General features: G+C 69.3%; 20 protein-coding genes and 1 pseudogene. 9 read left to right on the top strand and 12 right to left on the bottom strand.

Features of this window, described 5'->3' with window-relative positions:
- Nucleotides 1-209: 209 nt before the first annotated feature.
- From C5F75_RS24270 to C5F75_RS24255, 4 genes are all read right to left on the bottom strand, one after another.
- On the bottom strand, nucleotides 210-1232 hold the full coding sequence (locus C5F75_RS24270; protein ID WP_104012835.1) for an Ldh family oxidoreductase: 1023 nt from the start codon (nucleotides 1230-1232) through the stop codon (nucleotides 210-212).
- Complete coding sequence (locus tag C5F75_RS24265; protein ID WP_104012834.1) at nucleotides 1225-2817, bottom strand: aldehyde dehydrogenase (NADP(+)); 1593 nt, start codon at nucleotides 2815-2817, stop codon at nucleotides 1225-1227. Before C5F75_RS24265 ends, C5F75_RS24270 begins: the two co-directional genes overlap by 8 nt.
- Nucleotides 2818-2900: 83 nt before the next feature.
- Nucleotides 2901-4526 (bottom strand): APC family permease, encoded by a 1626-nt coding sequence (locus tag C5F75_RS24260; protein ID WP_104012833.1) that lies wholly within the window; start codon nucleotides 4524-4526, stop codon nucleotides 2901-2903.
- 234 nt (nucleotides 4527-4760) lie between these two features.
- Nucleotides 4761-5681, bottom strand: a complete 921-nt coding sequence (locus tag C5F75_RS24255; RefSeq protein WP_059582316.1) for a dihydrodipicolinate synthase family protein — start codon at nucleotides 5679-5681, stop codon at nucleotides 4761-4763.
- Nucleotides 5682-5932: 251 nt separating this feature from the next.
- On the opposite strand from C5F75_RS24255, the gene C5F75_RS24245 reads away from it, so the two are divergent.
- The 8 genes and pseudogenes from C5F75_RS24245 to C5F75_RS24210 all read left to right on the top strand — a co-directional run.
- Nucleotides 5933-6865 carry a 4-hydroxyproline epimerase gene (locus C5F75_RS24245; RefSeq protein ID WP_104012889.1) on the top strand — a complete coding sequence of 311 codons (933 nt, stop codon included), beginning with the start codon at nucleotides 5933-5935 and terminating at the stop codon, nucleotides 6863-6865.
- A complete protein-coding gene (locus C5F75_RS24240; RefSeq protein WP_104012888.1) occupies nucleotides 6862-7989 on the top strand; it encodes an NAD(P)/FAD-dependent oxidoreductase in 1128 nt (375 codons plus the stop codon). The genes C5F75_RS24245 and C5F75_RS24240 overlap by 4 nt, the downstream gene beginning before the upstream one ends.
- Nucleotides 7990-8116: 127 nt before the next feature.
- On the top strand, nucleotides 8117-8350 hold the full coding sequence (locus C5F75_RS24235; RefSeq protein WP_104012887.1) for a 2Fe-2S iron-sulfur cluster-binding protein: 234 nt from the start codon (nucleotides 8117-8119) through the stop codon (nucleotides 8348-8350).
- Entirely contained in the window at nucleotides 8347-9624 is a 1278-nt protein-coding gene (locus C5F75_RS24230) for an FAD-dependent oxidoreductase (RefSeq protein WP_104012832.1), read from the top strand. The genes C5F75_RS24235 and C5F75_RS24230 overlap by 4 nt, the downstream gene beginning before the upstream one ends.
- A 393-nt stretch (nucleotides 9625-10017) precedes the next feature.
- Entirely contained in the window at nucleotides 10018-10368 is a 351-nt protein-coding gene (locus tag C5F75_RS24225) for a metalloregulator ArsR/SmtB family transcription factor (protein ID WP_104012831.1), read from the top strand.
- Entirely contained in the window at nucleotides 10358-10792 is a 435-nt protein-coding gene (locus C5F75_RS24220; protein ID WP_060311097.1) for a YeeE/YedE family protein, read from the top strand. Before C5F75_RS24225 ends, C5F75_RS24220 begins: the two co-directional genes overlap by 11 nt.
- A gap of 1 nt (nucleotide 10793) precedes the next feature.
- On the top strand, nucleotides 10794-11216 hold the full coding sequence (locus C5F75_RS24215; RefSeq protein WP_060311096.1) for a DUF6691 family protein: 423 nt from the start codon (nucleotides 10794-10796) through the stop codon (nucleotides 11214-11216).
- Nucleotides 11217-11280: 64 nt separating this feature from the next.
- A pseudogene (locus C5F75_RS24210) lies at nucleotides 11281-11520 on the top strand (PLP-dependent aminotransferase family protein); the annotation flags it as partial.
- An 84-nt stretch (nucleotides 11521-11604) separates the two neighbouring features.
- Here the strand turns inward: C5F75_RS24210 and C5F75_RS24205 are convergent.
- From C5F75_RS24205 to C5F75_RS24195, 3 genes are all read right to left on the bottom strand, one after another.
- A complete protein-coding gene (locus tag C5F75_RS24205; protein WP_060311094.1) occupies nucleotides 11605-11883 on the bottom strand; it encodes a hypothetical protein in 279 nt (92 codons plus the stop codon).
- A gap of 96 nt (nucleotides 11884-11979) precedes the next feature.
- Nucleotides 11980-13356 (bottom strand): cytochrome-c peroxidase, encoded by a 1377-nt coding sequence (locus C5F75_RS24200; RefSeq protein WP_104012830.1) that lies wholly within the window; start codon nucleotides 13354-13356, stop codon nucleotides 11980-11982.
- Nucleotides 13353-14816, bottom strand: a complete 1464-nt coding sequence (locus C5F75_RS24195; protein WP_104012829.1) for a metallophosphoesterase — start codon at nucleotides 14814-14816, stop codon at nucleotides 13353-13355. The genes C5F75_RS24200 and C5F75_RS24195 overlap by 4 nt, the downstream gene beginning before the upstream one ends.
- A 170-nt stretch (nucleotides 14817-14986) precedes the next feature.
- Between C5F75_RS24195 and C5F75_RS24190 the strand changes: the two genes are divergently transcribed.
- Nucleotides 14987-15835, top strand: coding sequence for a class I SAM-dependent methyltransferase (locus C5F75_RS24190; RefSeq protein WP_104012828.1), 849 nt, complete (start codon nucleotides 14987-14989; stop codon nucleotides 15833-15835).
- A gap of 108 nt (nucleotides 15836-15943) precedes the next feature.
- Here C5F75_RS24190 and C5F75_RS24185 read toward each other — a convergent pair whose 3' ends face one another.
- The 5 genes from C5F75_RS24185 to C5F75_RS24165 form a co-directional block, all read right to left on the bottom strand.
- Nucleotides 15944-16255 carry a hypothetical protein gene (locus tag C5F75_RS24185; RefSeq protein ID WP_104012827.1) on the bottom strand — a complete coding sequence of 104 codons (312 nt, stop codon included), beginning with the start codon at nucleotides 16253-16255 and terminating at the stop codon, nucleotides 15944-15946.
- Nucleotides 16252-18273, bottom strand: coding sequence for a BCCT family transporter (locus C5F75_RS24180; protein ID WP_104012826.1), 2022 nt, complete (start codon nucleotides 18271-18273; stop codon nucleotides 16252-16254). The genes C5F75_RS24185 and C5F75_RS24180 overlap by 4 nt, the downstream gene beginning before the upstream one ends.
- A gap of 310 nt (nucleotides 18274-18583) precedes the next feature.
- A complete protein-coding gene (locus tag C5F75_RS24175; protein ID WP_059639328.1) occupies nucleotides 18584-19771 on the bottom strand; it encodes a porin in 1188 nt (395 codons plus the stop codon).
- Between the two features lie 127 nt (nucleotides 19772-19898).
- Nucleotides 19899-22319 carry a glycoside hydrolase family 31 protein gene (locus C5F75_RS24170; protein ID WP_104012825.1) on the bottom strand — a complete coding sequence of 807 codons (2421 nt, stop codon included), beginning with the start codon at nucleotides 22317-22319 and terminating at the stop codon, nucleotides 19899-19901.
- A 26-nt stretch (nucleotides 22320-22345) separates the two neighbouring features.
- Complete coding sequence (locus C5F75_RS24165; protein WP_059582281.1) at nucleotides 22346-23617, bottom strand: MFS transporter; 1272 nt, start codon at nucleotides 23615-23617, stop codon at nucleotides 22346-22348.
- Nucleotides 23618-24022 lie beyond the last annotated feature (405 nt).

Here is a 24022-nt window from a genome sequence, read left to right as displayed (position 1 = left end):
GGGCAAACTTCGCGATTATCCCACAGCCGCCGGGCCCGTGGCGCCGGCGGGAGCGGGCGAGCGGCGCGCCGGCCAGGGGCCATGCTCGCCCGGCGCGCCCGGGCTCGCCGGCACGCAGCCCGACGCAGGTCATTGCCGGCGCAACGGGCGCGCGGCTTCACCGCCCGTTCTGCCGATGGTGAAGCCGCGCCGTGCGGCTCGATCGCGCGTCAATCGAGCAGCGTCAGGATCTCGTCGTACAGCGCCTTCGGAATCCGCACGCCGTTTGCGATGCTGCGCGCGCGGGCGTCGAAGCGCCGTTGCGACGGCAGCCGCGCGCCTTGCGCGACGATCGATTCGAACATCCGTTCGCCGCGCGCGAGCCCCGCGTCGAGCTCGTCACCGAGAAACACCTCCGGGTCGAACGCGATCACGAGTTCGCCGTGGCACGGCGTCGCGCCGACGCCTTCGTCGAAATCCATCGATTCCCGGCTCGTCATGTCGCCGATCAGCGCGCCGCCGAGCAGCTCGACCATCGCCGCGAGCGCCGAGCCCTTGTGCCCGCCGAACGTGCGCATCGCGCCCTGCAGCGCGGCTTTCGGATCGGTGGTCGGCTGGCCATCCGCGTCGATCGCCCAGTGCGACGGAATCGCCTTGCCCTGTTTCGCGTGCAGCTCGATGTCGCCGCGCGCGATCGCGCTCGTCGCGAAATCGAACACGAACGGCTCGCCGCCCGGGCGCGGCCACGCGAACGCGATCGGGTTGGTGCCGAACACCGGTTCGCGGCCGCCTTCCGGCGCGACCCAGCTATGGCTGGGGTTCATCGCGATGCCGACCAGCCCTTCGGCGGCGATCGCCTCGACCTCGGGCCACAGCGCGGAGAAGTGGTAGCAATGGTTGATCGCCATCGCGGCGATCCCGTGCTGCTTCGCCATCTCGACGAGGACGGGCAGCCCGGTCTCGAAGCTCAGCAGCGAGAAGCCGCGATGCGCGTCGACCGCGACGATCGATGACGACAGCCGGCGCAGCGTCGGCACGGCTTGCGGATCGACCTTGCCTTTCTTCAGCGAGCGCACGCAGACGAGCAGCCGGTACACGCCGTGCGAATGGCACTCGTCGCGCTGGCCCTGCGTGATCACGTTGGCGATGGCGTGCGCATGCGCGTCCGACATCCCGTTGTGCGTCAGCACGCGCAGCGCGAGTGCGCGCACTTCATCGAGCGACAGGACGACTTCGGTTGCGCGCTCAGCCATGGTTCACCTCGCGCGGGGCGGGCACGCCGTCGATGCGTTGCGGCACGTGCAGCGGATTGCCGCTGCGAATCGCGTCCGGCAGCAACGCGTCCGGCACGTCCTGGTACGACACGGGGCGCAGGAAGCGCTCGATCGCGCGTGCGCCGACGGACGTCGTGCGCGTGTCGGACGTCGCCGGGAACGGGCCGCCGTGCACCATCGCGTGGCCGACCTCGACGCCCGTGCCGAAACCGTTGACGAGAATGCGGCCGGCCTTGCGTTCGAGCGTCGGGCGCAGCGCGGCGAACAACGCGGCGTCGCGGTCGGCGAGATGCGCGGCGATCGTCAACTGACCTTCGAGCGACTTCAGCACGCGATGCAGCGTGCCGGCATCCGGGCAGCGCACGATCAGCGATGCGGGGCCGAACACTTCGTCGCGTAATTCGCGGTGCGCGACGAACGCATCGGCGGACGTCGCGAACAGCGCCGCGCGGGCCTGGTGACGGCCGCCTTCCGCGCCTTCGGCCAGCAGCTCGACCGCATCGTGATCGCGCAGCGCCGCGACGCCTTGCGCGTAGCTCGCGTGGATGGCCGGTGTCAGCATCGTCTGCGCGGCGACGGCACGCACGGCATCGGCCGCCGCGGCTTCGAATGCGCGCAGCGCGGGGCCGTCCACCGCGAGCACGAGGCCTGGATTCGTGCAGAACTGGCCGGCGCCGAGCGTGAGCGACGCGACGAACTGCGCTGCGATGGTATCGTGACGGGCGTCGAGCGCGGCGGGACACAGCAGCACGGGATTGATCGAGCTCATTTCCGCATAGACGGGAATCGGCTCGGCTCGCGCGGCCGCGATATGCATCAGCGCGACGCCGCCGCGGCGCGAGCCGGTGAAGCCGACCGCCTTGATGCGCGGATCGGCGACGAGCGCCTGACCGATCTCGCGCGACGCGTCGAACAGCAGCGAGAACACGCCGGCCGGCATCCCGCATTCGCGCACGGCCTGCTGGATCGCGCGGCCGACGAGTTCCGACGTGCCCGGATGCGCGGAATGCGCCTTGACGATCACCGGGCAGCCGGCCGCGAGCGCCGACGCCGTGTCGCCGCCGGCCACCGAGAACGCGAGCGGGAAGTTCGACGCACCGAACACGGCGACGGGCCCGAGCGCGACGTTGCGCAGGCGCAGGTCGACGCGCGGCAGCGGCTTGCGCTCGGGACGCGCCGGATCGATCCGCGCGTCGAGAAAGCCGCCGTCCCGGACGAGCGACGCGAACAGCGCGAGCTGCCCGACCGTGCGGCCGCGTTCGCCTTCGATGCGTGCGCGCGGCAGCCCGGTTTCGACGACGCAGCGCTCGATCAGGTCGTCGCCGAGCGCCATGATGTGGCGGCCGATCGCGTCGAGGAACGCGGCGCGTGCTTCGAGCGACGTTTCGCGATACGTGTCGAACGCATCGTCGGCGAGCGCGCATGCCGTTTCGAGATCGTGCCGGCTCGCGCCGCCGAACGCCGGTTCGAGCGGTTCGCCGGTGGCGGCGGCGAGCGCGTGGAGGGTGCCGTTCTGCCCGGTGACGGCCGACGGGCCGATCAGGAGCTGACCTGTGAGTTGCATGGTTTTCCTCGGAAAAGGCAGGGCCGGGCGTACTGCGCCCGGCCGTTGGAAGGGGAAAAGGGCTGAAAAAGGGCGCGGGCGCGTCAGTCCTCGTCGTCGTCGAGTTGCAGCTTGTCGGCGCGCACGCCGGTGTTTGCGCCCCAGTAGTAGATGACGAGCGCGACGGCCGCGACGGCGACCGTGTCGTACGGATGCGCGAGCCGGCCCGTGCCGCCGAAGCCGCCGAGATACGACAGCACGATCATCGCCGCATAGAACGCGATCAGCCACGCGGACGAACGCACCTGCTCGGCGAGGCTCAGCTGCGCGGTCGGCACCCAGCGGCGGCACGCGAGATAGATGACGAACATCACGATCTGCAGCCCGAGCAGCCAGGACACGGTGCTCCAGCCCGACCAGTAGACGATCAGCGCGGCGATCACGAACGACGCGGGGCCGGTGACGCCGAACGCGCTGGCGCGGAACGGCCGCGGCAGGTCGGGCGCGGTGCGGCGCAGCGCGGCGACCGACACGGGCGCGACCGCATAGCTCAACACCAGCGCGGCCGACACGATGTTGATCAGCGCTTCCCACGACGGAAACGGCAGCGTCCAGAAGATCGCGAGGCCGAACGTGAGCCACAGGCCCGCGCGCGGGATGCCCGACGCTTCGTCGACGCGGGTGAACACCTTGAAGAACGTGCCCGTTTTCGCCCAGCCGTAGACCACGCGCGGCGTCGCGTTCATGTAGATGTTGCCGCAGCCGCTCGGCGAGATCATCGCGTCGGCGACGACCATCACCGCGAGCCAGCCGACGCCGAGTGCAAGGGCGATGTCGCGGTACGGCAGCGAGAACGCCTTGCTCACGTCGTGCCAGCCGGCGGCGAGCATGGCCGTCGGGATGCTGCCGATGAACGCGAGTTGCAGCAGCACGTAGATCAGCGTCGACAGCAGGATCGACAGGATCAGCGCGATCGGGATCGTGCGCTGCGGATTGCGCACCTCGCTCGCGACCGACACGATCGGCGTGAGCCCGAGATACGCGAAGATGATGCCGCCGGCCGACACGGCCATCTCGATGCCCGGCATGCCGAACGGCGCGAAGCCGTGCACGGTCAGGTTCGCGGGCTTGAAGAACGTGAACAGCACGCCGATCACCGCGAGCGGCACGATGAACTTGAAGACGCTGATGATGTTGTTCGCCTTCGCGAACGTCTTCACGCTCGAATAGTTCAGGTAAAAGAAGAAGCAGAGCAGCGCGGCCTGCACGAGCCAGCCGAGTGTCGTCGGGTCGCTCGATCCTTCGATCGTCAGGCCCGGAAACCACGCGGCCGCGTACTGGCGCGCGGCGACCACTTCGATCGCGATCAGGCTCGAGAACGCGATCAGCGTGATGAAGCCCATCAGGTAGCCGAGCAGCGGGCCGTGCGAGAACACCGGGTAGCGCACCACGCCGCCCGCGCGCGGCAGCGCGGCGCCGAGTTCGCAGTAGACGATGCCGAGCAGCAGCACCGCGAAGCCGCCGAGCAGCCACGAGAAGATGCCGGCCGGGCCCGCGATCGTCGATACGTGACTCGCGGCGAACAGCCACCCCGAACCGAAAATGGCGCCGAGACCGATGAACGTGAGATCGGTCAGCGACAGCTGTTTCTTGAACTTGCCGTGACCCGCGTCGGGGTGCGCGGAACGGGAAAGCGGGACGGACGGGTGTGCGTTGCCTTGGCCTGGCATGGGCTTGTCTCCTGGAGGGAATATCGGCACAGGCTCGATGTGCGCCGCGCTCCGACGGAGCAGTGGCGCTCGCCTGCAGGCCGGCGTCGCCCGGTTCGAACGACCGGGGCGGGCCGCGGCCCGTTCACGCGCGGCGCGACGCCGGGGTTGGCGTGAACGGCCCGCAGGCCATGCCGGACCGGGGACGGCGGCGCGTAGCGGGGCAAGCCCGCGCGCCGCCGCCGGGGGCGTCGATCAGAGACCGACGTCGGGCAGCACCGGGCGCGTTTCCAGCGCCTTCGCGACGATCGCCTTCACTTCCGCGAGCGTGTCGCCTTGCAGCGCGAGGCGCGGCGGACGCGTGATCGCGCTGCCGCGGCCGACCAGCTCTTCGCACAGCTTGATGCACTGCACAAGGTCCGGGCGTGCGTCGAGGTGCAGCAGCGGCATGAACCAGCGATACAGCGCGAGCGCTTCGTCGAAGCGCTTCTGCTTCGCGAGGCGGAACAGCGTTTCGCCTTCCTTCGGAAATGCGTTCGACATGCCAGACACCCAGCCTTCGGCGCCGACCGCGATGCTCTCGACCACGACGTCGTCGAGGCCCGCGAACAGCACGAAGCGATCGCCGACCGCGTTGCGCAGGTCGATGAAGCGGCGCGTATCGCCCGACGAATCCTTGAAGCAGACGATGTTCTCGCAATCCTGCAGCGCGATCAGCACGTCGGGCGTCACGTCGTTCTTGTAGATCGGCGGGTTGTTGTAGACCATCACCGGCAGGTCGGTGCTCGTCGCGACCGCGCGAAAGTGCGCGGCGGTTTCGTGCGGTTTCGCCGAGTAGACGAGCGCGGGCATCACCATCACGCCGTCGACGCCGACGCGCTGCGCTTCGCGCACCGTGTTGCGCGCGAATTCGGTCGTGAATTCGGCGATGCCGGCGATCACGGGAACCTTGCCGCCGGCCGCGTCGCGTGCGGCTTCGATCACCTGGAGCTTCTCGCTCGTCGACAGCGACGTGTTTTCGCCGACCGTGCCGCAGACCACGAGGCCCGACACGCCGTCGTTCACCAGGTTCTTGACCACGCGGTGCGTGGCGTCGATGTCGAGGGAAAAGTCCGGCTTGAACTGGGTGCTGACGGCCGGGAAAACCCCGGTCCACTGAATGGCGTTTCGGCTCACTGAAATCTCCTACGTGTTCGTATCGATCGGCCGACAGGTGTCGGTGTGGCAACCAGTATCGCCGCGCAAACGCCCATCACGCTTGAGTCGTATCGCGGAGCAAAATGACGAAATCGGCACAGCGGCCGGCAGGCGCGCCGGGGGCGCGTGGCACTATGCCGATTTCGTCGTCGTCCTCATCGAAAAGCCACAAGCGGACGGACGCGCGACGGAGGAAGCTATGCTCCTTTCCCCACTTCGGACGGCTCATGATGAAGCGCATCCAGATCATCGATTCGCACACGGGCGGCGAACCCACTCGGCTCGTCGTGTCCGGCTTTCCGTCGCTCGGCAATGGCACGATGGCCGAGCGCCGCGACGTGCTCGCGCGCGAGTACGATCGCTACCGCACCGCGTGCATCCTGGAGCCGCGCGGCAGCGACGTGCTGGTCGGCGCGCTGCTGTGCGAGCCCGTCTCGCCCGACGCGGCGGCCGGCGTGATCTTCTTCAACAATAGCGGCTACCTGGGCATGTGCGGGCACGGCACGATCGGCGTCGTGCGCACGCTGCATCACATGGGCCGCATCGCGCCGGGCGTGCACCGGATCGAGACGCCGGTCGGCACCGTCGAGGCGACGCTGCACGACGACCTGTCGGTCAGCGTGCGCAACGTGCCCGCGTATCGCCACGCGCAGGCCGTCGAAGTCGACGTGCCGGGATACGGCCCCGTGAAGGGCGACGTCGCGTGGGGCGGCAACTGGTTCTTCCTGATCAGCGACCACGGGCAGCGCATCGCCGGCGACAACGTCGCGGCGCTTACCGCGTATGCGTCGGCCGTGCGCGCAGGGCTGGAACGCGCGGGCATCACCGGCGCCAACGGCGGCGAGATCGACCACATCGAGCTGTTCGCCGACGATCCCGCGCACGACAGCCGCAGCTTCGTGCTGTGCCCGGGGCTCGCTTACGACCGTTCGCCGTGCGGCACCGGCACCAGCGCGAAACTCGCGTGCCTCGCGGCCGACGGCAAGCTCGCGCCGGGCGCGGTGTGGCGGCAGGCGAGCGTGATCGGCAGCGTGTTCCACGCGAGCTACGAGCTGGCCGACGGCGGCATCGTGCCGACGATTCGCGGCAGCGCGCATCTGAGCGCGGAAGCGACGCTGCTGATCGAGGAAGACGATCCGTTCGGGTGGGGCATCGGGTCGTGAGCGAAACGAAGACCGACGTCGTCGTGATCGGCGCCGGCATCGTCGGCGCGGCGTGCGCGCACGAACTCGCGCGGCGCGGGCTGCGCGTGCTCGTCGTCGACGACGCGAGCGGCGGCGCGACCGGCGCGGGCATGGGGCACCTCGTCGCGATGGACGACAACGCGGCCGAACTCGCGCTGAGCCATTACTCGATCGAACTCTGGCGCGCGTTGAGCGGCGAGATGCCCGACGGCTGCGCATACCGCAATTGCGGCACGCTGTGGCTCGCGGCCGATGCGCACGAGATGGATCTGGCGCGCGCGAAACAGGCGACGCTCGCCGCGCACGGTGTGGCCGGCGAGCTGATCGATGCGGCAGCGCTCGCACGACTGGAGCCGATGCTGCGCACGGGCCTCGGCGGCGCGCTGAAGATTTCCGGCGACGCGATCCTCTACGCGCCGGTCACCGCGAACTGGCTGTTGCAGCGCGCGCCGCGCATCACGTTGCGTCGCGAGCGGGCCGTCGCGGTCGATGGCCCGAGCGTGATGCTCGCGAGCGGCGACGTGCTGCGCGCGGAGCGTGTGGTCGTCGCGAACGGCGTGGCGGCGCGCACACTGCTGCCCGAACTGCCGCTGCGCCCGAAAAAGGGCCATCTGCTGATCACCGACCGCTATCCGGGCCACGTGTCGCACCAGCTCGTCGAGCTCGGCTATGCGGCCAGCGCGCATGCGAGCGACGGCACGTCGGTCGCGTTCAACGTGCAGCCGCGGCCGACCGGTCAGTTGCTGATCGGCTCGTCGCGCCAGTTCGACACCGAGGATGCGCAGGTCGAGCCGCCGGTGCTGGCGCGCATGCTGCGCCGCGCGGTCGGTTACCTGCCGGATCTGGCCGAGCTGAACGGCATCCGCGCATGGACCGGCTTCCGCTCCGCGAGCCCCGACGGCCTGCCGCTGCTCGGCGAGCATCCGGCGCGCCCGGGCGTGTGGCTCGCGGTCGGGCACGAAGGGCTCGGCGTGACGACCGCGCCGGGCAGTGCGCGGATCGTCGCCGCGCTGATGGCCGGCGAGCGGCCGCCCATCGATATCGAACCGTATTTGCCGGGACGCTTCTTGAGCGCGTCCCGCGTAGCCGGAGCGCTGACATGAAACGACCCCCACGCTCACTTCGTCCGCTGTCGACCGGAGTTGGCGCTTCGGCGCTGGCGTCGGTCCCATGCAAGGCGTCCCCCGCGAGGGCGGTCAGCCGCCTTGGGGCGGCCCGGCGGAGGCTGACATGATCATTCATCTGGACGGCCGCGCGCTGACGGTAGCTGATGGGACGACCGTCGCGGCCGCCGTCGCGGCGAGCGGCGACGACACGACGCGCGTGTCGTGCACGGGCGCGGTGCGTGCCCCGTTTTGCGGGATGGGTATCTGCCAGGAGTGCCGGATGACCATCGACGGCCGGCGCCGGCTCGCGTGCCAGACGCTGTGCCGCGACGGCATGCAGGTGGAGCGCACGCGATGAAACAGGAACGACAGGAACGATTGAGCGTCGACGTCGCGATCGTCGGCGCGGGCCCGGCCGGGCTGTCGGCCGCGCGGGCCGCCGCACGAAGCGGCGCGACGGTTGCGATCGTCGACGACAACCCGCGCGCGGGCGGGCAGATCTGGCGGCAGCCGGCAGCAGTCGCACCGACGCCGGCCGCGGCCGCACGCCTCGCCGTGCTGCGCCAGCCGAACGTCACGCATCTCGCGGCGACGCGCATCGTCGCCGAAACGCAGCCGGGCACGCTGCTGCTCGAAGACGACGAACGCGGGCGGCTGCTCGATTTCCGGACGCTGATTCTCTGCTGCGGCGCGCGCGAGCTGCTGCTGCCGTTTCCGGGCTGGACGCTGCCGGGCGTGACCGGCGCGGGCGGCTTGCAGGCACTGATCAAGTACGGGCTCGACGTGCGCGGGCAGCGCACGGTCATCGCAGGCAGCGGACCGCTGCTGCTGGCGAGCGCGGCGACGGCCCGGCAGGCCGGCGCGCGCGTATCGCACGTACTCGAACAGGCCGCTTGGCGCGACGTGGCCGGCTTCGGTACGGGGCTGTGGCGCTGGCCGTCGAAGCTCGCGCAGGCCGCGAAGCTCGTCACGACCGCGTATCGGCCCGCTGCGTACGTCGTCGAGGCATTCGGCGACGAGCGGCTCGAACGCGTGCGGATCCGGCACGGCGATCGCGAATTCGACGTCGACTGCGACCGGCTCGCATGCGGCTTCGGCCTCGTGCCGAATACCGTGCTGCCGCGGCATCTCGGCTGCCGGATCGAGAACGACGCGGTGGCCGTCGACGCGCACCAGCGCACGAGCCGCGACGGGTATTTCGCGGCGGGCGAGTGCACGGGCGTCGGCGGCAGCGAGCTGGCGATGGTCGAAGGTGAGATCGCGGGCTACGCGGCGACGGGGCAAACGGCACTGTTGGCCGCGCTCGTCGCGCGGCGCGCGCACTGGCAGGCTTTCGCGGATGCCGTGCGTGAGCGCTTCGCGATCCGCGAACCGATCCGCCGGCTCGCACGGCCCGACACGCTGCTGTGTCGTTGCGAAGACGTGCGGTTCGACGCGGTCGCGCGGGAACCGGGCTGGACGGCCGCCAAGCTGCAGTCGCGTTGCGGGATGGGCGCGTGCCAGGGCCGTGTGTGCGGCGCGGCCGCGCAGGCGCTGTTCGGCTGGACGCCGCCCCCGCCTCGCACGCCGCTCGTGCCCGCGCGGGTCGGCACGCTGATGCTCGACGGCACGGGGGCCTGCGAGAGCGCATGATGCGTGACGCTGGCGGACTGTGATGAAGCGGCCCCGGTTTGCGCCGGGCCGTGCCGCTCCTTCCATCTTTATTTCACCTTCACTTTTCCTGGCCGCCGGCCTCGGCCCGCCACGAGCGCGCAGGCGATGGAGCGTCGTGGGCATGGGCACGGGTGGCGGCTCCTTCTGTCGCGGTGCCAGTCCAGCGACACAGTGCCCGGGCCATCAAGCTCCATCGGCAGGATGCGATCGCAGTTCGGCTGCATGAAGCGCCGCGCGGCGGGGCCCGCGTGACGGTAGGCAAGGAGGTTTGATTGAGGGTGATCAACCGAATTGCCGATCCGGCAAGCAGCGGGAAAAAGAACAATATACAAAATAATATAATATTGATTCTTTAATCATGTCCCTCCGCCGATGAACGACGATTTCCCGGCCGGGCTACCCGGCCCCGACCAGATGCGCGCCGCCGCCGAATCGGCCTGTGCGCTGCTGAAGGTGATGTCGAATCCGGACCGTCTGCTGCTGCTGTGCGAACTGTCGCAGGGCGAGCGCTGTGTGAGCGATCTCGAGGCACGCCTGGACATCCATCAACCGACGCTGTCGCAGCAGCTCGGTGTATTGCGGGACAACGCGCTGGTTCGTACGCGCCGCGAAGGCAAGGCGATTCACTATTCGCTCGACAGTCCGGCCGCGATCGCGGTGATGGGCGTGCTGTACGAACAGTTTTGCGGGGCGACCGTGAAGGAGGTACGCGATGCAGATTGATGCGCTTCATTTCACGCCGTGGCTGTCGCTCGTCGGCGGCGTGATGATCGGGGGCGCGGCCGTGTGGCTGGTCGCCTTTAACGGCCGGATCGCCGGTATCAGCGGGATCGTCGGCGGCCTGCTGACGGCGGGCCGTGCAGAGCGAGGCTGGCGCGCGGCGTTCGTCGCCGGGATGATCGTTGCACCCGTCGTCATGCGTTTCGCCGGGAGCAACTCGATGCCGCAGGTCGACGCCAGTTGGCTTGACGTGATGGCGGCCGGGCTGCTGGTCGGGATCGGCACACGATACGCGGGCGGCTGCACAAGCGGCCATGGTGTATGCGGAATTTCGCGCGGGGCGCTGCGCTCGGCGGTCGCGACGGCGACCTTCATGGTCGCCGGCTTCGCGACCGTGTTCGTGCGGCTGCACGTTGCGGGGGGCTGACATGCAGGCAGGATTCGCGTTTCTGGCAGGGCTGCTGTTCGGCGTCGGCCTCATCGTGTCGGGTATGGCCGATCCGCGGAAGGTGCTCGGTTTTCTCGACCTGGCGGGCCGCTGGGATCCGTCGCTTGCGTTCGTGATGGCGGGCGCGATCGGCGTTGCGGTGTTCGGGTTCGCGTGGGCGAAGCGCCGCACACGGTCGTGGCTCGGCCTGCCGATGCAGTTGCCCGCGCAGCGGGCGATTACCGTGCGCCTCGTCGCGGGAAGCGCGGTATTCGGCATCGGCTGGGGGATTGCCGGGTTTTGTCCCGGCCCTGCGATCGTGTCGATCGGCTTCGGAGTGGCCAAGGGAATCGGGTTCGTCGTCGCGATGCTGGCCGGAATGGCGTTGTTCGAATGGATCGAGCGACGGCGGAATGGGCCGTGAGGTTGGTGCGGCGGCTGCGCTGGAAGAGGGCGCCCGGCACGTCGTGCGTTCGTCCATCGCCGCGATGAGCCAGCCGCCCGGCGGGATGCTGTGGATCGCGTTGGCGGAAGGCGTGCGCTCCGATGTGTTGTTCGACGCCGCGCCCGCGCATGGAGTCAAGATCGCGCCCGGTTCGATCTTCTCGAATGCGGACCGTTTCGACGGCTATATCCGGCCCGGCTGCGCGCGCGTATTCGATGCGGTGCCCGAGACGGCGTTCGACACACTCGGCCGCCTCGTACGGGAAGCCATGGCGGCCGGGTAAGCGCGACGGCGCCGGCCGGTCGGACTTCCGCATACGCGAGTGCGCCGGCCGGGCGCGGTACCGAAGCGGCAAGCCTCCGCCATTTCATCGGCCGACCGCGTGCGTGGCGAGGTGCTGGCGAATCAGCGACAGGTAACGATCGCCGACCGAGAAATCGCGGGCCGCGCGCGGCCGGGCGGCGGCCGGCCGCAGCGTGGCCGGCACGCTCATGCCCAGATACCGGCACACGGCCGACGGAAAGGGCTTGCGCGTATGCCCGAGCTGACGCGCAGCGCGTTCAATGCGGGCATCGCCGACCTGGGCACGAAGCCACGCCAGCACTTGGCGATCGGTGTCGTTGACGATACGGACCAGATGTTCCATCGCGCACCTCACTGTTCATAAATACAGTACTGTAAATATAACCAGTGTTTGCGAGAACCGCAAGCGGCGGCGCGTCGGCTGGCCGTTCGGCCAGGGTCAGCGCGCCGGCGCGGCGGTGCGCGCGAGCCGGGCAGCGGCCGCTGCCGGTGCGGCAATGCCCGTATACCGCGCATCGGTCAGCGTGCCGAGAAATGCGACGATATCGTCGATCTCCGCGTCGGTCAGCGCGGGCGGCGTACCGGGCCGGCGGTTCATCGGCGTCGAGTTGACGTTGATGTTGCCGCGATAGGCGGCCGGCACGTCGTCGAACGTTCGGGCGCCGTGATACCAGAAGCCCGGATCGGTCGAGCGCGTGTTGTAGAACGCGACCGCGTCGCGCAGCGTCGTGAACACGCCGTTGTGCATGAACGTCTGCTTGACCGCGACGTTGCGCAGCCCCGGCGTGCGCAGGTAGCCGCACCACTGCGTCGGTTCGGGCCAGCGCAGCCGCCGCGCGGTGTCGCACAGTCCGTTGTCGAAGTGGCGCGGATCGCGGTTCGCCGGCAGCGCCCGGTTGCGCGGCACCGCGATCGCGTCGTAGCCGAAATCGGTGAACAGCGAGCGCTCCGGGCGGTTCGACGTGTCCGACAGCGTATGGCAGGTCATGCAATTGCCCTTGTCCGGATTCCGGAACAGCGCGAGCCCGCGCATCTCGGCCGGCGCGAGCGGCTTGCGCGTGCGCAGGAACGCATCGAAGCGCGACGTGAACGGCGCCATCTCGTCGCTCTGCAGATAGGCTTCGACGGCCGAACCGAGCGCGCGCACCAGTCGCTCGGGATCGCGCCGCACCGGCGCGCCGAAGCGCGCGGCGAGATCGGTCGCGAGTTCGGTCGCATTCACCTTGCGCAGCAGCGCGGCCGGCGACCGGTTGTTCATCTCGTTCGGATCGAACAGCGGCCCGCGGATCTGTTCGGCGAGCGTATCCGCGCGGCCGTCGCTGAACAGGCCGCCGAACGGCGACGGCGCGGGCGCATCGTCGTCCTGATAGAAGTGGCGGCGCGGCACGTAGCGCACGTACAGCAGCGACGGCGCATTGCGCTGGCTGAAGCGCCCGGGCCGGCTGCCTTCCGGCACGCCGGGCCCGGCGAGCGACGCGGCCGACAGCGTCGGCGCGAACGCGCGGCCCGGATCGTGGCAGCCCGCGCAGGACATGCCGCGCGGCTCGGACAGCCGTGCGTCGAAGAAGATCCGGCGGCCGAGCGCGACGAGCGTCGGGTCGGGCGCGAAGCGCGCGGTGGCCGCATCGATCTTGCCCGTCACCTGCGGCGTGCCGTTGCCGATCGTGTCGACGACGCGCGACGGCGGCGCGCCGGGCAGCAGGACCGTTTCGGCCGGCGCGGCGTGGGTCGCGAGCGTCAGGCCGGCGAGCAGGGTGGCGGCAAGCGTGTGCAGACCACGTACGCCCGGCCCGTCACGTCGAACTTCGTCACTCACGGCGCGATGAACCCCGTCTTGTCGCAGGCGAGCGTCCTGCCCGACTGATTGCACGACGCCAGGAGCTTGCCGGCCGCCGAATACGCATGGAACACCCAGCCCGTCGCCGGGGCGGCGTTGCGCTCCATGATCAGGAAACCGAAGCTGTTGTTGTGCGATAGCCGCTCGATCACGGCGCCCGGCGCGGGTGTCAGGCCGGCCGGGAACGGGTCGGGCAGTGCGACGTCGAGGTTGTCGCCGCCGTTGCCGGACACGATCGTCGCCGGGTGCCCCGACGAGAAGTTGATCGCCTGGAAATCGTGCACGTGGCCATGCAGCGCGACGTGCACGCCCGGCGGGTAGTACGCCTGCGCGTTGAGGCTCGACATCACCGACTGCAGCGCGAGGTTGCCCGGCGCGGGCGTGCTGCCGGCGATCGGCGCGAATGCGAGAATCGGATGATGGTTCGTGAAGATCGTCGTCGTCATGCCGGGCTTCGACGCGAGCGATGCGACCGTCTGGAACTGCTTCTGGTAGATGCCGAATTGCGCGTCGGTGGTCTTGAGCGGCGTGCGGCCGACCTTCGCGGTGTCGAACACGATCACCTGCGAGCCGTCGCCGAGCGACACCGCATAGGGTTCCGAATAGTTTGCGTCGTTGTCGTTGGCCGGATCGTCGCACGAGCGGGCGGCCGAGTACGGGCGCGGGTCGAGGAAGCGGAACCACCCCTGGCCCGCCCGCGCGCATTCCTCGTGGTTGCCGCGCACGACCACCCACGGCGCCTTCGCGAGCAGCGGCGCGGCCGGGCGGAACAGGTCGGCCTGCCACGTATCCCAGCCGTAGCCCCACGGGCTGTCCTTGCAGCCGGCGATGTCCGGCGGGCATGCGTTCTCGCGGTAGTGGTAATCGCCGACGTGCAGCACGAGATCGGGCGACAGCTTCGCGACGCTGGCCGCGATCGTGCCGAGCGGCCAGACCGCGGCGTCGTTGCACGCCTGCCATGCGTTGTCGGCCTTCTTCATCCGGCAGCCCGTGTCGGCGATGATCGCGATGCGCCGCGGCTGCGCTTTCGGCAGCGGCAGCGTGCGGCCCGCGACGCTCGCCGCCTGCGCGCCGGCGGGCAGCGTGGCCTCGCAGACGGACACCGGGAAGCTCGACTGTTTCGAATCGGCCGGGTCGCTGGCGGTCGGCCGCTGGGCGACGGTCGCGGCGCCTGCGCGCAGCGCCATGCGCGACAGCTTGCCGTCGACGGTCAGTTGCGGGCATATCGGATCGCCGGCCGACGCGGGCGTGTAGTTTGTGATGACGCGCGCGATCGCCTGGTTCGCATCGCCGATCTCGACCCATGCGGCCTGGACGTTGGCCGACGCGCTGGCCGGATCGTCCGGCGTATCGATGTGATTCGAGCACGCGGACAGCGCGGCGAGGGCAACAAGCGGGGCGCAGCGCACGAGCAGCGCGCGCGAGAGGATTCGTCGCATGGGAAGGGGAAGCGCCGTAGGAAAGCCGTCAACGATACGCAGCGCGAATGTAAGAAATGTGAAAAGCGCGGTGCGACAGCGCGCATGAACGGGGCAATCGGCCTTGACTTCAAGCCGGCTTGAAGCAGTACAGTCCGGTTCGTCATCAACGAATCGGAAGGGAATCGACGATGGAAGCCAACCGGCCCAACGAAGCGCAATCCGCGCTCTGGAACGGTCCGTCGGGGCGCGCATGGGTCGATGCGCAGGCGCTGATGGACCGGATGTTCGAGCCGTTCGAAACGCTGCTGGCGGATGCCGCGGCAGCGTCGTCCGCAATGCACGTGCTCGATGTCGGCTGCGGCACGGGCGCGGTCACGCTCGCGATCGCGCGGCGGCTCGGCGCGGGCGCGCAGTGCACGGGCATCGACATTTCGGCGCCGATGATCGACGCTGCCCGCACGCGTGCCGAACGCAGCGGCGTGCGCGCCCGGTTCGTGTGCGCGGACGGGCAGACGCATGCGTTCGAGCCCGCCAGCGTCGACTTGATCGTGTCGCGCCTCGGCGTGATGTTCTTCGACGACCCGGTGCGGGCGTTCGCGAACCTGCGGCATGCGGCGCGGCCCGGCGCGCGGATGCGGTTCGTCGCGTGGCGCGGCGCGGCCGACAACCCGTTCATGACGACGGCCGAGCGGGCGGCCGCGCCGCTGTTGCCGAACCTGCCCGCGCGCCAGCCCGGCGCGCCGGGGCAGTTCGCGTTCGGCGACCGGCAGCGGATCGCGTCGGTGCTGTCGGACAGCGGCTGGGCCGACGTCGCGATCGAGCCGGTCGACCGCGCGTGTGTGCTGCCGGCGTCCGCGCTGGACGACTACATCGCCCGGCTGGGCCCCGTCGGCCTCGCATTGCTGAAGACAGACGAAGCAACGCGGCAGCGCGTGATCGACACGACGCGCGCGGCGTTCGAGCCGTACGTGCATGGCGCCGAGGTGCGGTTCGATGCGGCGTGCTGGCTGGTGACGGCGCGCGCGCCGTCTGCCTGACGTGTCGCGTGAACGCCGCGGAAGCGGATCAGGGACGCCCTGGCTGCCCGTCCGCGCCGGGATGACGCGCACCCGTGTGACGAAGCAGGGCCGCGCGACGTGCGTGCGTCAGCGTTGGCGCGCGCGCAGCATCAACCACGCGCAACCGCCGGCCGCCAGCACGAGACCGAGCAGGACGGCCTCCACGCCGAGCGCGAAACCGGGCGGCATTTCGCCGCTGTTCGGCACCGGCGCCAGGTTGCCGGCCATTGCGATTGCGCCGCCGGCGAGCAGCGCCGCGCAGACGATCCAGTAGATCTTGCCGCGCGGCGGCGCCGCGCGGATTCGCCACAGCGCGATGGCGCCGCCGCCGAGGTACAGCACGGCGAGCGTGCCGAGCGCGATGATGTCGGCGGCGCGGCTGTGCAGCAGCCCGCTCATTCGGCCTCCGTCGCGTGCCCTGGCGCGCGGCTCAGCAGATGCGTGCGCGTGTCCGCCGCGAGCGACACGTAGCGTTCGTACTGGCGCAGCACGTCGGCAATCACTTCGTCGCCGCGCAGGTATTCGACGTCGTAGCCGAGCCGGCCGTCTTCGAAGAACGTGACGATGCCATACACGTGCGTACGCGACGCGTCCGGCTCGGCCGCCTCGCGCACCAGGAACGCGGCCGCGGATTTCACGGTGACGCGCACGCCGTACACGAAATCGCGATGGTCGGCGGTCGGCACGGTGAGCCGCACCGCATCGTCGCTGTCGCGCTGCACGTGCGCATCGACGCCGCTCGCGCGCAACTCGTCGGCGACCTTGCGCAGCGCGGGCTCGACCGTTTCCGCGACGAACTGGCGCGCCTCGGCTTCGGTCGTCTGACGCAGGATGTGCGTCAGGCGATGGCGCCAGTGCTGGCCGGTCCAGAAGCTCGTCGCGGGTGCGACGTCCTGCGAATAGTGCGCGCGGTCGGCCGCGAGCCCGCGCCACAGCCCGTAGCAGAGCGCGAGCATGATGAGAGCAACCGGCAGCGCGGCGATCAGCGTCATCGCCTGCAATGCGCCGAGCCCGCCCGCGACGAGCAGCACCGCGGCCGTCACGCCGAGCAGCGCGGCCCAGAACAGCCGCTGCCAGACCGGCGAATGCGCGCTGCCGCGCGTCGCGATCTGGTCGATCACGAACGCGCCCGAATCCGCGGACGTGACGAAGAACACCGCGATCAGCACGATCGCGACGATCGACAGCAGTTGCGGCAACGGCAGGAAATCGAAGAAGCGGAACAGCAGCGCATCGACGCTGGTCGCCGTCTGCGCGAGCGCGCCGGCCGCGCCGTGCGTATCGAGCCAGATCGCGCTGTTGCCGAACACCGTCATCCACACGAGGTTGAACGCCGTCGGCACGAGCAGCACGCCGATCACGAACTGGCGGATCGTGCGGCCGCGCGAGATGCGCGCGATGAACATGCCGACGAACGGCGACCACGACACCCACCACGCCCAGTAGAGGATCGTCCAGCCGCCGAACCAGCCTTCCTCGCGCGGCGGCGCGTATGCATAGGTGCGGAACGACAGGTCGACGAGGCTCGACAGGTACTGACCGATGTTGTCGGCGAGCGCGCGCAGCAGGAACGCCGTCGGGCCCGCGATGGCCACGAACGCGAGCAGCAGGAACGCGAGCAGCAGGTTCAGCTCGGACAGCCTGCGCACGCCCTTGTCGAGGCCGCTCGCGGCCGACAGCCCCGCGAGGATCACGACGAGCGCGACGAGCCCGAGGCGAAACGTATTGCCGCCCGTGTCCCAGCCGGCGACCGTATGCAGGCCCGCGCTGATCTGCATCACGCCGTAGCCGAGCGTCGTCGCGATGCCGGCGACCGTGCCGACCAGCGCGAACGCATCGACCGTGTGGCCGATCCAGCCGTCGATGCGCTCGCGCAGCACCGGATACAGCCCCGAGCGCAGCGTCAGCGGCAGGTTGTAGCGGAAGCCGAAGTACGCAAGCACGAGCCCCATCAGCCCGTAGATGGCCCACGCATGGAAGCCCCAGTGGAAGAAGGTCATCAGCATCGCCTCGCGCGCGGCGTCGGGCGTGCCGGGGGCGACCGTCGGCGGCTTCAGGAAATGCTGCATCGGCTCGCCGACGCCGAAGTACATCAGGCCGATGCCCATGCCGGCCGCAAACAGCATCGCCGTCCACGACACGAAGCTGAATTCGGGTTCGGCATCGTCGGGGCCGAGCCGGATCTTGCCGAAGTCGCTGGCGGCAATCAGCACGAGAAACACGAGGAAGCCGGTGACGGCGAGCACGTAGAACCAGTCGAAACGTGCGATGACCCATTGCTGGCCGGCGAGGAACAGCGCGCCGGCTTCGCTCGGGTGCAGCGCGCACACGACGAGCAGCGCGCCGATCACGGCGAGCGCGGGCAGGACGACCTGCGGCTTGAATGTCGTGCGAGGCGAGGGACGGAGATCCGGCATGGCGGGTATCCAGTTGTGGGCGCAACGACGCGCAACGCCGCCCGGCGCGCACGTCGCGCGTCGGACCCTGATACGGCATGCGTCGAGTGTACCGCGGTGTCAGGACTGCAAGAACGGGTATGCAGAGGGAATCGAACCTGACGAATTGTAAGGTATCGGGGCGATCGGGAAAACCGGCGCGCTGCGCCGGCCGGGCTGGTGGCGGGACGGGGAAACGTCGTGGAGAACGTCTATGGGGCGCCCGGACGGCGCATGCAGGGTGCGCATCGTCCGGGGCGTGGAGAGCGTGCCGAGGGGCCGCCCGGCGGGTTCAGAACGTGACGGCGATCCCCGCCATGCCGACGAACTGGCCGCGCGTCGTCGACGGCGTGAGCTGCTGCGAATCGCCGACGATCGGCGCCGCGTCGACGATGTGCCCGGCGCCTTGTGCGCCGAGCGTCTGCCCGCTCGAATGCGTGTACGCCTGCAGCGCGTAGAGCGTCGTGCGTTTCGACAGGCTGTACGACTCCTTCAGCGAATACTGTTGATAGCGGGCCGCACTCGCGACGCCGTTCGCCTTCGATGCGAGCGTGTACGCGAACGCGCCGGCCACCGAGAACGTCGGCGTGAAGCGGTACGCGGCGAGCGCGCCGTAGGTGTTGAACACGGCCGTGTCGGTGAAGGCCGAGCCGTTGCCGGGCAGGTACTTCACGTTCGAATAGTTGAGCCCCATCGTCAGGTCGCCGAGCGTGTAGTTGCCAGCCGCCGCGACCTGTTCGACGGCCTTCGCGGTCAGATAACCCTGGTTCAGCACGGATACCGCGAAGCTGCCCGACGCTGCGGTGGCCGGATTCTGGAAGCCCGCGGACGAACCCGAGCTGTTGATCCGCAGGTAGCCGGCCGCGATCCCGATCGGCCCGTTCGCGTAGCGCAGCGCGGCGCTGAACGTGTTGCCCTTGCCGGTCGCGCCGGCGATGCCGCCGAATGCGTACATCGCGCTCGCGGTGAGTCCGGCGAAGGTCGGCGACGTATAGGTGACCGAGTTGTTCACGCGGATCGTCGTGTCGAGGCCGTCGATGTCGCCGGGATGCGCGCCGGTGGCGCCGGTCAGCCAACTGCTCGACGCGTACGGGCCGACGAACAGGAAGTACGGCGTGTACTGACGGCCGGCCGTGACCGTGCCGTAGCGAACGTTGCGCAGGCCGACGAAGGCCTGGCGGTTGAAGATCGTGCCGGCGGCGGCCTGCGCGCCCGTATTCAGGTTGAAGCCGGCCTGCAGGTCGAAGATCGCGTGCGTGCCGCCGCCGAGATCCTCGTCGCCGCGCAGCCCGAACTTCGACGCATACAGGTTGCCGTCGCGCATATAGACGTTCGAGTGTCCCTGCTGGTTGTTCACGTACGCGATCGAATCGTCGACCACGCCGTACAGCGTCACGCTGCTCTGCGCATGGGCGGCGGTCGTGCCGAGCGACGCGGCCGATAAAATGAGGATTGCATAACGGTTGACGGGTGCTGTCATTGTCGATCTCCGGGTCTCTTCATCTTTTCAAGGGGGCGGGAGGTTGAATGCCTCCTCTGTGGCAGGCGGCGGGCCGCGCGAACGGCCCGCCTGATCGGGTTGGCTTCGGCCTCAGCGGTTCAGCGGTTTAGTGGTCGAACGCGACGACGAGGCGGCGCCATGCGCCGTCCCGCGTATCCTGCTCGACGCGCGCACCGCGCACGGCCACCGGGCCTTGCAGCGACGTGGGCAACAGGATCTCGACACGGTCGGCCGGGCGCGCCGGGCGGCCGTCCCAGCGGACCGACACGCCGAGCGCGCCGGACGCCTCGCGGCCGGTCTCGATGCGCCACAGTCCGTATTCGCCGTCGCGCCACGCTTCCGTTTCGCCGTCGTCCTCGACGCATTCGCCGTACGCGACGCCGTCCTCGATCCGTGGCGCGACGAGGAAGCCGCGCGTGTCGGCGCGCGCACCGAAGTGCTGTTCGGCGACGTTCAGCGGCAGCACGCGGCCTTCGCGCAGCAGCATCACCGGCGTGTCGAGCGGCGCGGGTAGCGTCACGCTCGCGCCGCCGTCGAACGATTGCGCGCTCGCGCAGCACGTCCAGCGTGCGCCAGACGGCAGATACACCGTGCGCTCGGACTGGCCGGGATCGACGACCGGCGCGACCAGCAGTGCGTCGCCGAGCATCATGTCGTCGCACGCGTCGTAGCAGCGCGCGTCGCCCGGGAAGTCGGCGAAGGTCGGCCGCAGCACGGGCTCGTAGCGCGTCGTCGACAGCCACAGCAGGTGATAGAGGTAGGGCAGCAGCCGGTAGCGCTGCTTGATCAGCGACGCGATCTGCGCGGTGATCTCCGGGTACATCCACGGTTCGTTGACGGTGCCGTCGTCGTTCCACGAATGAATGCTGAAGCGTGGCATGAAGATGCCGAACTGCACCCAGCGCAGCAGCAACTCCGGCGACGGCGCGGGGCCGGAGAAGCCGCCGATGTCGTGGCCGATGTTCGATACGCCCGACAGCGCGAGCCCTAGGCCCATCTTCAGGTTGTAGCGCAGCGTTTCCCACGACGTGTAGTTGTCGCCGGACCACGTCTGCACGTAGCGCTGCATGCCGGCGCCGCCGGAGCGCGACACGAGGAACGGCCGCCGCGCCGGCGCATGCGCGCGCTGCGCGTCGCGCGACGCGCGCATCATCAGCATCGTCTGCAGAACCTTCGCCTCGCGCGCCGGAAACGGCTGGCCGAAGCCGTGCGCGATCGCGTCGGGCGACCAGATCTCGTATTCGTTGTTGTCGTTCCAGGTCGACTCGATCCCGTATTCCAGCAGCGCCGACGTGACTTGCTCGCGCCACCAGCGGTAGGCGTCCGGCTGCGTGAAGTCGACGTACGCGCCGACCTCGTCCCAGAACTGCACCCACGCGGGCTCGCCGCATGCCGAGCGGATCAGCAGGCCGCGCTTCGCGGCGTCGTCGAAGGCCGGATGGTCGCGCAGCAGGCACGGCTTGATGTTCGCGCACAGGCGGATGCCGTGGTCGCGATAGTGCTGCACGAAACCCTGCGCGTCGGGAAACTTGTCGCGGTTCCAGTTGAACACGTAGCGCTTCGCGCCGATCGACGTATAGCCCGACGACAGGTGGAACGAATCGCACAGGATGTCGTGCGCGCCGCACTGCTCGACGAACTGGTTCATCTGCTGCTGCGCGTCCGGCGCATCGGTATAGCTCATCGTCGAGCCCGAATAGCCGAGCCCCCATTTGGGCGTGCGCGCCGGACGCCCGGTCAGCCACGTGAAGCGCCGCGCGGCCGCGAGCGGCGTATCGGGCGACGCGATGAAGTAGTAGTCGAGATCGCCGTGCTCGGCGACGAAGTAGCGATAGAGCCCGTGGTAGTTGTCGAGTTCGCGGCCCATGTCGAACGTGCAGTCCGACAGCGTGTCGTAGAACAGCCCGAACCCCTGGCGCGCATCGGGTGACCACGTGATGTAGAACGGGATGTGCTTGTAAAGCGGGTCGGTGTGCTTCGCGCTGTAGCCCATCGCGTCGATGTTGCGCATCTCGAAGCGTGCGCCCGTGCGGTCGAGTTCGCCCGCGCGTTCGCCGAGACCGAATACCTTGTCGCCCCGCTCGCGGGCGACGTAGTGATAAGCACGATCGTCCCACCAGCCGAAGTTGTACGCCTGCGTCGCGCGGTCGGCGAGCACGATGCGCCATGCGCCGTCCGCGCCGCGCATCGACCACGTGCAGTGGCCACCTTGCCGGCACACCGCGAGCCGGATCTGCGCGGTTTCGATCCGCACGCCGTCGTCGTCTTCGGCGAAGTCGTAGTGGGGCAGCGCGAAGCCGCTCAGGTCGAGGCGGTCGCGCCCGTCGAGCGGCACGTCGTCGAGGCCGGGCGCGATGGTCCACGTGCGCGGGGTGCGCGCCGTCGCGTCGGGCAGCACGCGCAAGCGCACGATGTCGTCCTCGAGCACGAAGATTTCGAGGGTGGCGCCCGTATCGGACGCGAGCAGCACGCGGTTCGCGTGGTGGCTGGCGACGCGGAACGCGGGCGGATGAAGGAGCGAAGTCATAAGGCGATTCCTGGTGAAAACGGAGCTCAGGCGTGCTGCGCGAGCAGGCGTTCCTGCTTCGACTGGCCGCGGATCAGCACCGCGAGCAGCGTGACGCCGATGATGTCGAACAGGCCGAGGCACGCGAACAGCGGCGCATAGCCGATCTTGTCGGCGAGCGCGCCGACCAGCAGCGAGAAGCCGAGGCCGCCGATCCACGCGGCCATCCCGGCGAAGCCGCTGGCGGTGCCGACCTCCTCGGAATCGAACACGTCGGCCGACAGCGTGTTGACGAGCGCGGAGATCATCTGGTGCGCGAAGCCGCCGACGCAGAACAGCGCAATCGCGGTGTACGGCGACGACACGAGCCCAATCATCGCCGGCCCGAGCATCAGCACCGCGCCGAGCGCGACGCCGGCGACGCGCGACCACACGAGCGGCAGCTTGAAGCGGTTCGCGAGGTAGGGCGACAGGTAGCCGCCGGCGATGCCGCCGAGGTCGGCCGCGAGAAACGGCATCCACGCGAACACCGCGATCTGCGTGAGCGGCATGTGGCGCTCGGTCGCGAGATACAGCGGAATCCAGAAGCTGAAAGTCTGCCATGCGGGTTCCGCGAAGAAGCGCGGCAGCGCGATCGCCCAGAAGCGCCGGGCGGTGACGACGTCGCGGACGCGGCGCCTGGACACGGGCGGCATCGTGGCCTGGCCGTCGCGGATCAGCGTGCGTTCCCGCGCCGTGATGCGCGGATGGTCGGCCGGCGACCGGTACTGCGTGTACCAGAGCGCGGCCCAGATGAAGCCGAGCGCGCCGGTGACCATGAACGCGGCCTGCCAGCCGAACCGCATCGAGATGAACACGACGAGCGGCGGCGCGATCGCGGCGCCGAGCGACGTGCCCGCGTTGAAGTAGCCCACCGCGACGGATTTCTCGCGGTCGGGAAACCATTCGGCGACGGCCTTCATCCCCGACGGAATCGCGGCCGCCTCGAACAGGCCCAGAAAGCCGCGCAGGATGCCGAGCGACAGCCAGCCGGACGCGAAGCCGTGCGCGACGCCGACCACCGACCACAGCATCGCGAACAGCGCGAAGCCGAGCCGCAGCCCGATCAGGTCGACGATGAACCCGCATACCGGCTGCATGATCGTGTAGCCGATCTGGAACGCGCCGACGATGTACGAGTACTGCTGCGTCGAGATCGCGAACACCTGCTTGAGCTCGGGCGCGAGCACCGCAAGGGAATTCCGTGCGAGGTAGTTGAGAATCGTGCCGAGACACACGAGCACGATGATCCACCAGCGCAACGCCTTGACTGTCTTCACTGCTGTCTCCTGTCAGGCAGGGCGGGCGCGCGGCGCCTGCCCGGTCCATGAGGGCCATCCGTCGGGATGGCTTGTTTCGTTTTCGTTCGTACGATGTCCGATCTTGTTCCGCGCCGGTTTGTACCGGTTTATATTCGAATTCACGGTGTTCGAGCGAACATTTGGCCGTCATCACACTGCAATGTTATCTGACGACTGATCATTTTCGAACATCCTATGTTCGAATGCGAATCCGGTCAACGTGAATCTGCATTCGAACGAACGTGCCTGGGGTTTTCCCGATGACGGTGCGCCCAACACAGGGGCCGGGACGGAAGGCCGTCGTCCGTCAAAGGCCCGTGCGGCGCGGGCGGGCGATCTCGCGGACGGCTGACGAAGGTGCGCGGGGGTGACAACCCTGATGAA

It is taken from the genome of Burkholderia anthinoferrum (assembly GCF_002925705.1).
In the GTDB taxonomy this organism is placed as follows: domain Bacteria; phylum Pseudomonadota; class Gammaproteobacteria; order Burkholderiales; family Burkholderiaceae; genus Burkholderia; species Burkholderia semiarida.
This window is presented reverse-complemented; position numbering and strand designations above follow the sequence as displayed.

What these genes read in the sequence shown, in the direction of transcription:
- C5F75_RS24190 (WP_104012828.1), top strand. Translation starts at nt 14,987, where the DNA reads ATGGAAGCCAACCGGCCCAACGAAGCGCAATCCGCGCTCTGGAACGGT.
- C5F75_RS24270 (WP_104012835.1), bottom strand. Translation starts at nt 1,232, where the DNA reads ATGGCTGAGCGCGCAACCGAAGTCGTCCTGTCGCTCGATGAAGTGCGC.
- C5F75_RS24215 (WP_060311096.1), top strand. Translation starts at nt 10,794, where the DNA reads ATGCAGGCAGGATTCGCGTTTCTGGCAGGGCTGCTGTTCGGCGTCGGC.
- C5F75_RS24180 (WP_104012826.1), bottom strand. Translation starts at nt 18,273, where the DNA reads ATGCCGGATCTCCGTCCCTCGCCTCGCACGACATTCAAGCCGCAGGTC.
- C5F75_RS24220 (WP_060311097.1), top strand. Translation starts at nt 10,358, where the DNA reads ATGCAGATTGATGCGCTTCATTTCACGCCGTGGCTGTCGCTCGTCGGC.
- C5F75_RS24225 (WP_104012831.1), top strand. Translation starts at nt 10,018, where the DNA reads ATGAACGACGATTTCCCGGCCGGGCTACCCGGCCCCGACCAGATGCGC.
- C5F75_RS24230 (WP_104012832.1), top strand. Translation starts at nt 8,347, where the DNA reads ATGAAACAGGAACGACAGGAACGATTGAGCGTCGACGTCGCGATCGTC.
- C5F75_RS24235 (WP_104012887.1), top strand. Translation starts at nt 8,117, where the DNA reads ATGATCATTCATCTGGACGGCCGCGCGCTGACGGTAGCTGATGGGACG.
- C5F75_RS24185 (WP_104012827.1), bottom strand. Translation starts at nt 16,255, where the DNA reads ATGAGCGGGCTGCTGCACAGCCGCGCCGCCGACATCATCGCGCTCGGC.
- C5F75_RS24245 (WP_104012889.1), top strand. Translation starts at nt 5,933, where the DNA reads ATGAAGCGCATCCAGATCATCGATTCGCACACGGGCGGCGAACCCACT.
- C5F75_RS24175 (WP_059639328.1), bottom strand. Translation starts at nt 19,771, where the DNA reads ATGACAGCACCCGTCAACCGTTATGCAATCCTCATTTTATCGGCCGCG.
- C5F75_RS24170 (WP_104012825.1), bottom strand. Translation starts at nt 22,319, where the DNA reads ATGACTTCGCTCCTTCATCCGCCCGCGTTCCGCGTCGCCAGCCACCAC.
- C5F75_RS24195 (WP_104012829.1), bottom strand. Translation starts at nt 14,816, where the DNA reads ATGCGACGAATCCTCTCGCGCGCGCTGCTCGTGCGCTGCGCCCCGCTT.
- C5F75_RS24260 (WP_104012833.1), bottom strand. Translation starts at nt 4,526, where the DNA reads ATGCCAGGCCAAGGCAACGCACACCCGTCCGTCCCGCTTTCCCGTTCC.
- C5F75_RS24205 (WP_060311094.1), bottom strand. Translation starts at nt 11,883, where the DNA reads ATGGAACATCTGGTCCGTATCGTCAACGACACCGATCGCCAAGTGCTG.
- C5F75_RS24265 (WP_104012834.1), bottom strand. Translation starts at nt 2,817, where the DNA reads ATGCAACTCACAGGTCAGCTCCTGATCGGCCCGTCGGCCGTCACCGGG.